Here is a 13338-nt window from a genome sequence, read left to right as displayed (position 1 = left end):
GTGCTTCCCTTCCGGGTTTCGCCGAATGCTCCGGGCCACCATGGTTTTTGCCATGGTGGCTTCTTGCACAGAAGGCCTGTCATCCAACGGATTGGATGCACCGGGAATTGACGCCAAGGGTCAAGCAGAGGACAACATCGAGGTCGGAAACAGATTGATGGCCGCCGGAGAATACGAACTGGCGCTTGAAACCTTTACCCGGGCCGCGCTTGAACAGGGTATGACGCCCCAGGTCCTGACTTCTCTGGGTACTGCAAATGTGGGGCTACGCCGCTTGGGGCAGGCGGAAAAACTGCTGCGCAGGGCCGTCGAAGACGACACGGACTGGCCGGTGGCCTGGAACAATCTCGGTGTCCTGCTGATGGAAAAACAGGAATACCCCGAGGCCGCGCAAGTGTTTCAGCGGGCCTATGCGCTGGACAATGGCGAAAGTGACGCAATCCGGGACAATCTGCGCTTAGCACTCGCAAAAATGGAAAATCCTGTTAATAATACCCCACAAGAACAACAAGAATACACACTGGAGCAGCTTGGCGACGGGCAATTCACGCTACGCAAGATCCAGTAATTGAGGCGAGAGCAGTAAAGGACGCAAAAAATGCGCCAGCAATTCTTGATTCCGACTGTTGTTATCAGTGGTCTGATCCTGTCGGCCTGCGCAAAGGAAACCGAAGAGGAAAAGGTTGAACGAACGTTTCAGGAAGTGAACGTTATTGACGAAACAAACCTGAATGATGTGCTTCTGAGCGCCGCAGATCCAAACGAAGCAGTGACCTATTTCCACGGTGCAGCGCTCAAGAACCCGGACCGGATCGATCTTCAGCGCGGACTGGCAATTTCTTTGGGCCGTGCCAAACGCACGACCGAGGCCGTGACCGCATGGAAGCGCGTCACAACGATGAAGGGCACGAACGCCGCGGACAAGGTTGAATACGCGGACGCCTTGGTCCGAAACGGCGACTGGTCGCAGGCCAAAACGGTTCTGGATTCGGTTCCCCCCACCTTTGAAACCTTCAAACGGTATCGACTCGAGGCAGTCGTTGCGGATTCCCGGAAAGAGTGGAAACGCGCGGATCATTTCTATGAAACCGCTGTCGGGCTGACGACACGTCCGGGCAGTGTGATGAACAACTGGGGCTATTCCAAATTGACTCGCGGCGAATATGCCGAAGCGGAGCGGTTGTTCTCGGAAGCGATCCGACAGGACAATTCGCTGTTTACCGCCAAGAACAACCTGGTTTTGGCCCGATCGGCGCAAGGCAACTACAGCCTGCCAGTCGTCCCGATGACTCAGGTCGAGCGGGCGCGTCTGCTCAACACGATGGGTATTTCGGCAGTCAAACAGGGCGATATCACCACAGCCAAGAACCTGTTCCGCGAAGCTATTTCAACCCACCCGCAGCATTTCGACGAGGCGGTCCGCTCGCTTCGGGCGCTTGAAGGGGCCTGACACATGCAAATACCCGCAGTGGCAGCGGCCTGGTTTCTGCCGTTTGTGCTGCCGATCTGCTTTTACGTGGCCTTCACGGATATGCGTGAGATGCGGATCAAGAACCATGCAGTCCTTGCGCTGACGCTGGTTTACATCGTGATAGGTCTGATCGCCATTCCACCCTGGTCTACAGGCAGCCTCAGCGGCAATCTGGGGCCGGTCACCGTGTCTATGCCGGTCTATTTCTGGCAATTGCTGCATATTGTCGTGGTTTTGGTTATTGGCATCTTTCTGAATGCCGCGGGCACAATGGGCGCTGGCGATGCCAAATTTCTGGCCGCCGCTTCGGCGTTTGTCTGGCTGGGCGATCTGAGAATTATACTGATGATCCTGACCGCCTGTGTTCTGGCTGCCGTGGTCACACATCGTTTGGCCAAAATCACAAGGCTGCGCACGATCGCGCCGCATTGGGAAAGCTGGAGCCGGGGCAAGCAGTTTCCGATGGGTTTCGCCTTGGGCGGATCATTGGCCATGTACCTGATTTTGGGTACTGTTCTCGGATCGTAAACTATCATCAGCGCGCCTTGTCGCTGCCTTTGTCCCGCCACAAAGCTGGTTCATTTTTCTTCAAGACGCCCTTTTTCGGGTTCTTGGCGTGACAAATTGATGGACGAGCACCGCGCATGAATATGCAGAATTCCTCTGTTATGGCCCCCCCTGCCCCCAAGGGTTTGGGCGAAATGAAGCTTCCGCTTGTAATGATGCGAGACATCCTTCTGAAGACGGTTTTTCGTAAAAACGCGAGCACGGTTTCAGAAGTGGCCGAAGCGATCTGTCTCCCCGGATCGGTAACTCAGGAACTGGTCGATATCGCGCGCGATCAGAAACTGCTTGAAGCGACCGGGACACTGAACGCCAATAGCGGCAATGAGATGGGATATCAGCTGACCGATGCAGGCAAGGCCCGTGCGCTGGATGCGCTGAGCCAATCCGAATATTTCGGCGCGATGCCGGTGCCGCTGGATGTCTATCGCGAGCAGGTCAAACGCCAGTCGATCCGAAATATTCAAGTCACGCGAGAGCAACTAGTTGGCGCAATGGGTCATCTCGTTCTGCCCGACAGCCTGCTGGACCATCTGGGCCCGGCGGTTAGCGCGGGCCGGTCGATTCTGATGTACGGTCCTCCGGGCAACGGTAAATCCTCGATCTCGAACGGCATCCGGGATGCGTTGGGTGACAACGTCTATGTGCCCTACGCTATCGAATATGCGGGGCAGGTGATCACGGTCTATGACCCGATCGTGCACACGGCGATCGAACAGGAGCCGGACGACCCCAACAGCCTGCGTCGTCGCAAGCGGTTCGATTCTCGCTATGTGCAATGCGAACGCCCTACCGTCGTAACCGGTGGTGAGCTCTCGCTCAGTATGTTGGATCTGGTCTACAATCCGACCGCCCGAACCTATCAGGCCCCGTTGCAACTGAAATCCACCGGTGGCATTTTCATCGTAGATGACCTTGGCCGTCAGGCCGAACCGCCGCAGGCGCTGGTCAACCGTTGGATTGTCCCGCTTGAAGAAAACAAGGATATCCTCGGCCTGCAATCAGGTGAAAAGTTCGAAGTTCCGTTTGACACGCTGGTCATCTTCTCGACCAACTTCCACCCCAATGAGATCTTCGACCAAGCGGCCTTGCGCCGGATCTTCTTCAAGATCAAGATTGACGGCCCCAATCAGGAGAACTTTCTGAAAATCTTTGCCATGGTGGCCCGCAAACGTGGAATGCCGCTGGACGAGGCGGCATTGGTGCACCTCTTGAAGGTCAAGTACCCGACTATCAACAATATTTATGCCAACTACCAACCGATCTTCCTGATTGATCAGATGATCTCGATCTGCGAGTTCGAAGGCATCCCTTATCAGATGAGCCCGGACCTGATTGACCGTGCCTGGGCCAACATGTTCGTAAAAGACGAGAAAATCGTTAAATAACGCCGTGCCAATCCCTCCTCCGGGCGGGTAATCTGCAACCATGACGCAGATTCCCGCTCGGATTGGTACGTGGTTCTCCTCCAAAGGCTGGTCCATCCACCCGCATCAGAAAGAGATGTTCGACCGGGCGGAGGAGTCGGCAACCCTGCTGATCGCCCCAACCGGTGGCGGCAAGACCATGGCCGGATTTCTGCCTTCCCTGTCCGAGCTGGCCGACGGTGGCCACAACGGTTTGCATACACTCTATGTCTCGCCGCTCAAGGCGCTGGCAGCGGATATCAAACGTAACCTGCGCACCCCGGTGGAAGAGATCGGCCTGCCCATTCGGATCGAGGATCGCACCGGTGACACCTCGGCCACGCAGAAAAAACGCCAAAGGGCCGATCCACCCCATATCCTGCTGACCACACCGGAAAGTCTGGCACTGCTGACCTCGTACGAAGATGCGCCGCGCATGTTCGATGGGGTACAGCGGATCATCGTCGACGAAATCCACGCGCTGGCGGAAAGCAAGCGCGGCGATCAGCTGATGCTGGCCCTGGCACGCCTTCAGCGCCTCAACCCGGGTCTACGTCGTGTAGGCCTGTCAGCCACAGTCGAAGACCCCGCGGCAATTGCCGGCTTTCTGGCGCGCCACCCGGACCCCTGCCGGATTGTGCAGGCCGATCCCGGCCCGGACCCAGACATCCAGATGTTGGAAACAACGGAAATGCCGCCCTGGTCCGGCGGAGGCGCGGCCTATTCGATTCCGGCTGTGCTGGACCAGATCCGGCGGCACAAGACCACGCTGATCTTTCACAACACCCGCGCGCAGGCCGAGATCTACTTTCACAATCTGTGGCTGGCGAATGACGACGGCCTGCCCATCGGCATCCATCATGGCAGCCTTGACCGACAGCAACGCGAGCGGGTCGAGGCCGCGATGGTGCGTGGCGAATTGCGTGCCATCGTCTGCACCGGCAGCCTCGATCTGGGCATTGATTGGGGCGATGTCGATTTGGTGATTCAGATCGGTGCGCCCAAGAACGTCAAGCGGCTGGTGCAAAGGATTGGTCGGGCCAACCACCGCTACAACGCGCCTTCCAAGGCGCTGCTGGTTCCTGCGAACCGTTTTGAGGTTGTCGAATGCGTCGCTGCGCTCGAGGCTGCCAAAGCCCATGAACTGGACGGAGAACCCCGAGGCCCCGGCCCCCGCGATGTGTTGTGCCAGCACATTCTGATTGCGGCCTGTGCCGGGCCCTTTGGCGCTGATGATCTATATGCCGAGATGACATCCGCCGGACCTTACGCACAGTTGACCCGACCGGAATTTGACGCCTGTCTGGATTTCTGTGCCACCGGCGGCTACGCCTTGCGCGCCTATGATCGATGGCAAAGGTTGCAGAAGCGTGTCGACGGGCAATGGCAATTGCGCGATCCTCGAGCAGCGTCGCGCATTCGCATGAATCTGGGCACGATTCAGGACACGGATACACTCAAAGTTCGCCTTAAACGCAGCCGTGGCGGTAAACCGTTGGGCGAAGTCGAGGAAGCCTTTGCTGCTTCGCTGACCTCCGGCGATACCTTCCTGATCGGCGGACAGATCGTACGGTATGAAGGTCTGCGCGAAATGGTGGTCGAAGTCAGCCGTCGCGCCGATCGCAAACCAAAGATCGCGACCTTCTCGGGCACGAAATTTGCGACCTCAACGCAACTCAGCGACCGCATTCTGCGCATGTTCGCCCAAACTGACTGGCCGCACCTGCCCTCCCATACGGCTGATTGGCTGGACTTGCAGCGTCAAATGTCCCGCCTGCCTCAACGGGATCGTCTGCTGATCGAAAGCTTTCCAAGCGACGGGCGAGAGCATCTGTGCGTATACGGATTCGCTGGCCGCAACGCGCAACAAACACTGGGGCTGCTGTTGACCAAGCGGATGGAGGATACCGGTTTGGCGCCGCTGGGGTTTGTCGCCACAGACTATGCCACGCTGATTTGGGGTTTGGATGCGGTCACTGACCCACGCCCATTGTTTCAACCCGAAGCGCTGCGTGACGGGCTGGACACATGGCTGGCAGGCAACGCAGTCATGAAGCGTACCTTTCGCGCGTCGGCCACGATTGCCGGTCTGATCGAACGCAACATGGCCGGGCAACGGAAAACCGGGCGGCAAGCCACGTTTTCGTCGGATATTCTCTATGACACTTTGCTGAAATATGATCCCGATCATCTGTTGATGCAGATCACCCGCGAAGAAGCCATGCGCGGGTTGGTTGACTTCGGTCGGATCGAGGCAATGCTGGCGCGCATCGGCGACCGCATCGACCTGCTGCGTCTAGATCGCGTTTCCCCACTGGCCGCGCCGCTGTTTCTTGAGGTCGGAAAGGTGCCTGTCAAAGGGGCCGCCGAGGAAAGGCTGCTTGCAGAAGAAAGCGCACGCCTGCTGGAAGCCGCCGGGTTGGACCAGCTTTGATCCCCTTGCGCAAGATGTGGAATCAGGTCAAGAACGTATCATGAACGTGTGCAAGTTTTCCTTTGCAGGCCAGCAACTCGATGCGTTGCCGTCTGGCGCATTATGGTGGCCGGCGCGGCAACTGCTCTGTGTTTCGGACCTGCATCTGGGAAAATCCGAACGTATGGCCCGTCGGCGCGGGGCTACGCTGCCGCCTTATGACAGTCGCGAAACGCTTGACCGGCTGGCCCGCGATCTGGAACACACCAACGCCGAAACCGTCATCTGCCTAGGTGACAGCTTTGACGATCTCGAAGCGGCCCAAGCCTTGCCCGACGCAGAAGGGTTGAGGATTGCGACTTTGCAGGCCGGGCGACAATGGATCTGGATCGAAGGCAATCACGATCCCGGCCCGATCGAGATGGGGGGCTCTCATCTGGTCGAATGGCAGTGCGGCCCTCTCGTCTTTCGTCACATCGCCCAGGATCGGCCGCAAGGTGAAATTTCAGGCCATTTTCATCCGAAAGCACAGATTCGGACGAAAGGCAGACACATTTCACGACCTGCCTTTCTGCTGGACAGAAATCGGCTGATCCTGCCTGCCTACGGAACTTACACCGGGGGGTTGCGCAGTTCGGATCGGGCACTTTCCGATCTTTTGGGCGCGGACGCCATGGCCATTCTGACCGGCCAGCAACCGCAGATGATCCCAATGCCGCGTTGAGTTCAGATCAACCCGTCTTCTTCCAACTTCGGTTTGTACTTGCGGCTTACTGGAACCAGATCGCCGTTCATCAAGCGCAAAAAAGTTTTGCCCCCCGATTTTTCAACCCCAACGATTGATGCGTCCACCACCCAATGTGAACGGTGCGAACAGTGTCCGGGAACCGGCTCCATCTCGGCAATTGCGTCCGTAAAGCGCGAGCGGACCGTGAACGTGCCTTCCGAAGTGACAATATCCACATTGTGATCCCTGACCGTCAAACGATGGATTTGACCATGGAAGTCAGGCGGCAGACGCCTGATCAGGCGCGGCCTCTCGGTTTCAGGTGTTGAGGCCATCAATGGGTTCAAATCATTGCGTTGCACAAGAACCAAACCCGTTGCAAACAGGACCCCATATACCGCCACGGTCTGGGCGCCTGGTGCCATGTGACCTCCGCAGGTGAACAGGATCCATGCCAACATCCAAAGGGACGGCGTGAACAGAACCAGGATCAGTGCCGCGAATGCCAGATCACGGACGGGAACATTCAACAGAACGGGGTTTTTTTGCATCAAGTTGCGCGCCAACCCGGTGACTGTCAGGGCAAGAACCATCACTCCGGTCCAGAAAAGAAGACGCAAACCGAAGCTCAGATCCGCGACCAGAAACGGAGGAAACGCGTAAGCAAGCAATGGAAGAAAGACAAGGCCCGCCGTCACTCGCTGTGGGGTGCAAGCATTCCGAATAGTGTTTATCCCAGACGTCATACCGCTTTTGTGCATGACTTAACAAAATTCAACCTTAGCACGACAAGCACTGAAGCACCTTACCTGTAACCAACTGGGAATACAGGGATATCACGATTTTTTAAGCTGTCAAACCCATTCAGGGCAAATTGACTGGAGCGTCCGATGATTGTCCCGCGAAGTCATGCACAACCGAGGAATGTGCCGGGCCGACAAGATCGACCCGACCAGATTACCTTACGCCGTCAAACCTTCTGGTTCGGGCAGAGCGTTGGCGCGGCAGCACGCAGTCAAAGTGTTGGCCAACAGGCATGCAATGGTCATCGGACCTACACCCCCCGGAACCGGAGTGATGGCGCCAGCACGCTGGGACGCGCTGGCATAGTCCACGTCACCGACCAGCTTGTTCTTTCCGTCGCGTTCGATGCGGTTGATGCCTACATCGATCACGGTCGCGCCTTCCTTGATCCAGTCACCCGGCACCATTTCCGGACGCCCCACGGCAGCCACGACGATGTCGGCGCGGCGTACGACGTCCGGCAGATCCTTGGTGCGCGAATGCGCGATGGTCACGGTGCAGCTATCGCCCAGCAGCAGCTGCGCCATCGGTTTGCCCACAATGTTCGAGCGACCGATCACAACGGCGTCCATGCCGGAAAGCGAACCGTGGTGGTCACGCAGCATCATCAGGCAGCCCAGCGGGGTGCAGGGCACCATCGACTTCTGACCGGTGCCCAGCAGGCCCACGTTCGAAATGTGGAAGCCATCCACATCCTTGGCCGGGTGGATCGAGTTGATCACCAGATCCTCGTTCAGGTGTTTGGGCAACGGCAACTGGACCAGAATGCCATGCACGGCCGGGTCGTTGTTCAGCTTGTCAATCAGCGCCAGCAGATCTTCCTCGGATGTATCGACGTCCAGCTTGTGCTCGTACGAATTCATGCCGACTTCAACGGTCATTTTGCCCTTCGAACGGACATAAACCTGGCTGGCTGGGTCTTCGCCCACAAGAACCACGGCCAGGCCGGGGGTGATGCCGTTTTCTTCTTTCAGCTTTGCGACCTGATCGGCAACTTGACCGCGCACTTTTGCGGCAAAGGCCTTACCGTCGATAACCTGAGCTACCATACTTCGATCCCTTCTTTCAAAAAACGGATCGGGCGCACAGAACGCCCGGTCAGTCAGTCGGTGCCAATCACGCGCTCTTCGCGTGCAATCGACCAGTCAATCAATATGCGCCATAGCTTCTCGGCCAGATCCGGGTCCATCCCCAGCGCGTCCGAACTTGCACGCACGCGTTGCACCACCTCTTCGACACGTTCCGGGATTCGGGCCGGAAGGCCCTCGCCCGGTTTCAGCTGCGACGCGCGGTCAATATATGTCGCGCGCGTTACCAACATTTCGATCAGTTGGCGATCCAGCTTGTCGATCTCAGCCCGCAGCTCCTGCATCGTGTTGCAGTTCTGAGGCGGTGTCAGAGTGGGCATCGTCATCTCCTCATGGCCCGGGAATGAATCCCCGGACCACGAGATGTCCTATTCGGCGGCTTAGAACAAGCCCTCGATCTCACCTGCGTCATTGAGGCAGATGGTTTCAGCAGCCGGCTTGCGGGGCAGACCAGGCATGGTCATGATCTCGCCGCAGACGACCACGATAAAGCCCGCGCCCGCGCTCAAGCGTACCTCGCGCACCGGAACCGAATGGCCCGTGGGTGCGCCCCGCAGCGATGGGTCGGTCGAGAAGGAATACTGCGTCTTGGCCATGCAGACCGGCAGGTTGCCATATCCGGCTTCTTCCCATTCACGCAGCTGGTTGCGGATCTTGTTGTCAGCCAGAACCTCGTCAGCGCGGTAGATGCGCTTGGCGATGGTTTCGATCTTCTCGAACAGAGGCATATCGTCGGGGTAGATCGGTGCGAAGTTCGCGGTGCCACCTTCGACGATTTCGACGACTTTCTCGGCCAACGGCGCAGACCCTTCGGAACCCAGTTCCCAGTGACGCGACAGAACCGCCTCGACGCCGTGCTCGCCGCAATAGTCTTTCACCGCCTGAACTTCGGCATCGGTATCGGTGACGAAGTGGTTGATGGCGACGACAACCGGTACACCGAAGGATTTCACGTTCTCGATGTGACGGCCCAGGTTGGCACAGCCTGATTTGACGGCCTCAACGTTTTCCGCACCCAGATCGGCCTTGGCAACGCCGCCGTTCATCTTCATCGCGCGCACGGTCGCAACCAGAACAACTGCCGACGGGGCAATGCCCGCCTTGCGGCATTTGATGTTCATGAACTTCTCGGCACCCAGATCCGCACCGAAACCGGCTTCGGTCACGACATAGTCGGCGACTTTCAGAGCGGTCTTGGTCGCGATGACCGAGTTACAGCCATGCGCGATGTTCGCGAACGGGCCGCCATGGACGAAGGCCGGGTTGTTTTCCAGCGTCTGCACCAGGTTCGGCTGCATCGCGTCCTTCAGCAGAACGGTCATTGCGCCTTCGGCCTTGATGTCACGGCAGTAGACCGGTGTCTTGTCGCGGCGATAAGCAACGATGATGTCGCCCAGACGCTTTTCCAGGTCTTTCAGGTCGTTCGCCAGACAGAGGATCGCCATGACTTCGGACGCTACGGTGATGTCAAAACCTGCCTCACGCGGGAAGCCGTTCGACACACCACCCAAGCTGGCGGTGATCTGACGCAGGGCACGGTCGTTCATGTCGACCACACGGCGCCATGCGACGCGGCGGGTGTCGATCTCCTGCTCGTTGCCCCAGTAGATGTGGTTGTCGATCATCGCCGACAGCAGCGAGTGAGCAGAGGTGATGGCGTGGAAGTCACCGGTGAAGTGCAGGTTCATCTCTTCCATCGGAACGACCTGCGCATAGCCGCCACCCGCAGCGCCGCCCTTCATACCGAAGTTCGGGCCAAGCGAGGCTTCGCGGATACAGATCATCGCGTTCTTGCCGATGCGGTTGAGACCGTCACCCAGACCCACTGTGGTCGTGGTCTTGCCCTCACCTGCCGGGGTCGGGTTGATTGCAGTCACCAGGATCAGCTTGCCGTCTTCGCGGTCCTGCACCGAGTTGATGAAGTTCTGGCTGACCTTCGCCTTGTCATGGCCGTAAGGCAGCAGATCCGCAGAGTCGATGCCGATCTTGGCACCGATTTCCTGAATCGGCTTTTTGTTCGCTTCGCGGGCGATTTCGATATCGGATTTGTAGCTCATTGGCCGGGGTCCTTGATTGAATACCGTGCAAAACCGACGCGGGGCGTCGGCGCTGTGCATTCCATACCCTTGTGTACAATCCCGATAGCCATGGATTCCGACATTCTGGCGTCGCGAAGCGTCGTAAGTTCGTTTCAGGGGTTTCTAATCGGAAACAAGCCTGTTTTCACAAACCCACGCAGGTTGATCCGGAACAAACAGTTTCAGCCGATCCCGCAGTTGAATGCGCCCCGGACGTTCGACCCATCCCGTGACGCCCCGACGCCCGACCGCCGCAGGTTTGAAAGCCGCGCCATGCCCCGGTTGATCCGCTTCGATCTCGCGCCCCGGCAGAACACAAGGGGCGTTTTCCATGTCCACCGTTATCGTCGCCCCGCTCGTTGCCTGAAGACGTGAAGACGGGGGGATATGCGAAAAATCCGGGATCCCGCGCAGCACAATGGAAACCCCAAGATAGGACGGATCAAGCTGATCCAACCCCATGTCCTGCGAAATTTGCTGCAACTCCTCTTCGGACAAAACTGAAAGCTGACGCACGTTTCGAATTTCAGTGCCTTTCGGGTAAAGGTTCGAGACCCTGACACAGGACGCCCGATTAAGGCCTTCGTGGCGCTCACCCTTCACGCCGTCAAAACCCAGATCCAGCGTGTCAACAGCCTTGGCCCGTAAAGAAGTTCCCGCAGAGACATGGCCAAGCCAGACTGCTTCGGCGGCAAATTCGGTTTCACGCAAAAATGGCATAGCCTTCCCTTTTCGCTCTTTTTCTTGCGTGCATATTGCCAGGCAAAACACCGATGAAAAGAAAAAAGACCCGGACGATGCGCCGGGTCTTTTTTGACTATGCGGTGGGTTCGGGCTCCATCCCGCCATCGGGCGGAGATTTCTTGGCCTTTGTCTTGGGAATCGCCGTGACACTGGGCGCGCTGCCTTCATCCGGCTTGTCGCCTTCGTCATCATCCTCGGTGGGTGATTCACCATTCATGACACGCTTGATCTCATCACCCGTCAGGGTTTCGTATTCAAGCAAGCCCTGCGCCAGGCGTTCCCATTCTTCGCGCTGTTCGGTCAGAATCTGGTGCGCGCGCTCATAACCCTGCTGGATAAGGCGTTTCACCTCTTCTTCGATCAGCTCTTTCGTATGCGCCGACACCGAGAACCCTGCGGTGTTGCCCTGATAGCCTTCGTGCGCCTCGGCATAGTCGATGTTACCGACCTTGTCCGACATGCCCCAGCGCATCACCATGGCACGCGCCAACTGGCTGGCCTGCATGATGTCCCCGGCCGGGCCGTTCGAAACGTGGTCTTCACCGTATTTGATAACCTCGGCGGCTTTGCCGGCCATGGTCATGGCCAGCTTTTGCTCACACTCATCACGGTGGTAGTTCAGGCGATCCATTTCAGGCAGAGATACAACCATACCCAGCGCACCACCGCGCGGAATGATCGTGGCTTTGTAGACAGGATCGCACAACGGCAGGGTCAGGCCGACAACGGCATGCCCCGCCTCGTGATAGGCTGTCTTTTCCTTCTGGTCCTGCGTCAGCACCATCGAGCGGCGCTCGGCGCCCATCATCACCTTGTCCTTGGCGTTCTCAAAGTCTTCCATGGTGACAAAGCGGCGACCCACGCGGGCGGCCATCAACGCAGCCTCGTTCACGAGGTTCGCCAGATCGGCCCCCGAGAAGCCCGGCGTACCGCGCGCAATGATGCGCAGATCGACATCGGGGCCCAGAGGCGTCTTACGTGCGTGCACGCCCAAAATCTTCTCGCGGCCTTTGATGTCGGGGTTACCAACGGTCACGTTGCGGTCAAAACGGCCCGGACGCAGCAGCGCGGGATCCAGAACGTCTTTACGGTTGGTAGCCGCCAGAATGATCACGCCTTCATTGGCCTCAAAGCCGTCCATCTCAACCAGCAACTGGTTGAGGGTCTGTTCGCGCTCGTCATTACCACCGCCGTAGCCAGCGCCACGATGGCGACCCACGGCGTCGATCTCGTCGATGAAGACGATACAAGGCGCATTCTTCTTGGCCTGTTCAAACATGTCTCGGACACGGGATGCACCGACACCCACGAACATCTCGACAAAGTCGGACCCCGAAATAGTGAAGAACGGCACACCCGCCTCACCCGCGATGGCGCGGGCCAGCAGCGTCTTACCGGTGCCCGGAGGGCCCACCAGCAGCGCGCCTTTCGGGATCTTGCCGCCAAGGCGGCTGAACTTCTGTGGATTGCGCAGGAATTCGACGATCTCTTCCAGCTCTTCCTTGGCTTCGTCGATGCCCGCGACGTCGTCAAATGTGACGCGGCCATGCTTTTCGGTCAGCATCTTGGCCTTCGACTTGCCAAAGCCCATTGCACCGCCTTTGCCGCCGCCCTGCATCCGGTTCATGAAATAAACCCAGACACCGATCAGCAGCAGGAACGGCAAGAGCGTGATCAGGAAAGACTGGAAGCCCGACTGCTGTTGCTTGACCGCCTGAACCGGGATGTTCTCATCGATCAAAAGCTTGGTGACCTCGGCGTCGCCGGGTTTGATCGTGACGTAAGTCGCACCGCTTTCGGTCGTATAGCGGATCTGTTCGCCGTCCAGCGTCACGTTCTTGACTTCACCGCTTTGCACGGCGCCGACGAAATCGGAATAAGTTCTTTCATTGCTCTGAAGCGTTCCGCCCGGTCCACTGAACAGATTGAACAGTGCAAGGATCAGCAGAAACAGAACGACCCAAAACGCGATATTGCGAGCGTTGCCCAAGGAAATTCTCCCAAAAGTTCCGGCAGGTGAGGAGCTGCCAAGTTACCTCTTAA

The 13338-nt window shown here is 58.0% G+C and carries 12 protein-coding genes; 6 read left to right on the top strand and 6 right to left on the bottom strand.

The annotated features are described in order from the left end of the window. The first annotated feature begins 25 nt into the window (after window positions 1–25). The 6 genes from GS614_RS15050 (at window position 26) to pdeM (ending at window position 6578) form a co-directional block, all read left to right on the top strand. Entirely contained in the window at window positions 26–568 is a 543-nt protein-coding gene (locus tag GS614_RS15050) for a tetratricopeptide repeat protein (RefSeq protein ID WP_371419729.1), read from the top strand. A gap of 30 nt (window positions 569–598) precedes the next feature. Then, complete coding sequence (locus GS614_RS15045) at window positions 599–1450, top strand: lipopolysaccharide assembly protein LapB (RefSeq protein ID WP_171170846.1); 852 nt, start codon at window positions 599–601, stop codon at window positions 1448–1450. A gap of 3 nt (window positions 1451–1453) precedes the next feature. Further along, window positions 1454–1999 (top strand): prepilin peptidase, encoded by a 546-nt coding sequence (locus tag GS614_RS15040; RefSeq protein WP_171616292.1) that lies wholly within the window; start codon window positions 1454–1456, stop codon window positions 1997–1999. 116 nt (window positions 2000–2115) lie between these two features. Further along, a complete protein-coding gene (locus GS614_RS15035; RefSeq protein ID WP_152457240.1) occupies window positions 2116–3423 on the top strand; it encodes an ATPase in 1308 nt (435 codons plus the stop codon). Window positions 3424–3463: 40 nt separating this feature from the next. Continuing rightward, window positions 3464–5875, top strand: coding sequence for a ligase-associated DNA damage response DEXH box helicase (locus GS614_RS15030; protein ID WP_171726690.1), 2412 nt, complete (start codon window positions 3464–3466; stop codon window positions 5873–5875). A 40-nt stretch (window positions 5876–5915) separates the two neighbouring features. Beyond that, a complete protein-coding gene (gene pdeM / locus GS614_RS15025; protein ID WP_171229707.1) occupies window positions 5916–6578 on the top strand; it encodes a ligase-associated DNA damage response endonuclease PdeM in 663 nt (220 codons plus the stop codon). Between the two features lie 2 nt (window positions 6579–6580). Here the strand turns inward: pdeM and GS614_RS15020 are convergent, their stop codons facing one another. From GS614_RS15020 to ftsH, 6 genes are all read right to left on the bottom strand, one after another. Continuing rightward, window positions 6581–7201 (bottom strand): LytTR family DNA-binding domain-containing protein, encoded by a 621-nt coding sequence (locus GS614_RS15020; RefSeq protein WP_253285386.1) that lies wholly within the window; start codon window positions 7199–7201, stop codon window positions 6581–6583. Window positions 7202–7543: 342 nt separating this feature from the next. Next, on the bottom strand, window positions 7544–8434 hold the full coding sequence (gene folD / locus GS614_RS15015) for a bifunctional methylenetetrahydrofolate dehydrogenase/methenyltetrahydrofolate cyclohydrolase FolD (protein WP_171726689.1): 891 nt from the start codon (window positions 8432–8434) through the stop codon (window positions 7544–7546). A 53-nt stretch (window positions 8435–8487) separates the two neighbouring features. Beyond that, window positions 8488–8793, bottom strand: coding sequence for a chorismate mutase (locus tag GS614_RS15010; RefSeq protein WP_171117503.1), 306 nt, complete (start codon window positions 8791–8793; stop codon window positions 8488–8490). Between the two features lie 60 nt (window positions 8794–8853). After that, window positions 8854–10530 (bottom strand): formate--tetrahydrofolate ligase, encoded by a 1677-nt coding sequence (locus GS614_RS15005; RefSeq protein WP_171170859.1) that lies wholly within the window; start codon window positions 10528–10530, stop codon window positions 8854–8856. 144 nt (window positions 10531–10674) lie between these two features. Beyond that, window positions 10675–11271 carry an MOSC domain-containing protein gene (locus GS614_RS15000; RefSeq protein WP_171726688.1) on the bottom strand — a complete coding sequence of 199 codons (597 nt, stop codon included), beginning with the start codon at window positions 11269–11271 and terminating at the stop codon, window positions 10675–10677. A 97-nt stretch (window positions 11272–11368) separates the two neighbouring features. Further along, the gene (gene ftsH, locus GS614_RS14995; RefSeq protein WP_152457232.1) at window positions 11369–13285 is read right to left on the bottom strand and encodes an ATP-dependent zinc metalloprotease FtsH; all 1917 of its coding nucleotides are present in this window, start codon (window positions 13283–13285) and stop codon (window positions 11369–11371) included. Window positions 13286–13338 lie beyond the last annotated feature (53 nt).

It is taken from the genome of Ruegeria sp. HKCCD6604 (assembly GCF_013110635.1).
Lineage (GTDB): Bacteria > Pseudomonadota > Alphaproteobacteria > Rhodobacterales > Rhodobacteraceae > Ruegeria.
Note: the sequence above shows the minus strand (reverse complement) of the source record. Positions and strands in the feature narration are given on the sequence as shown.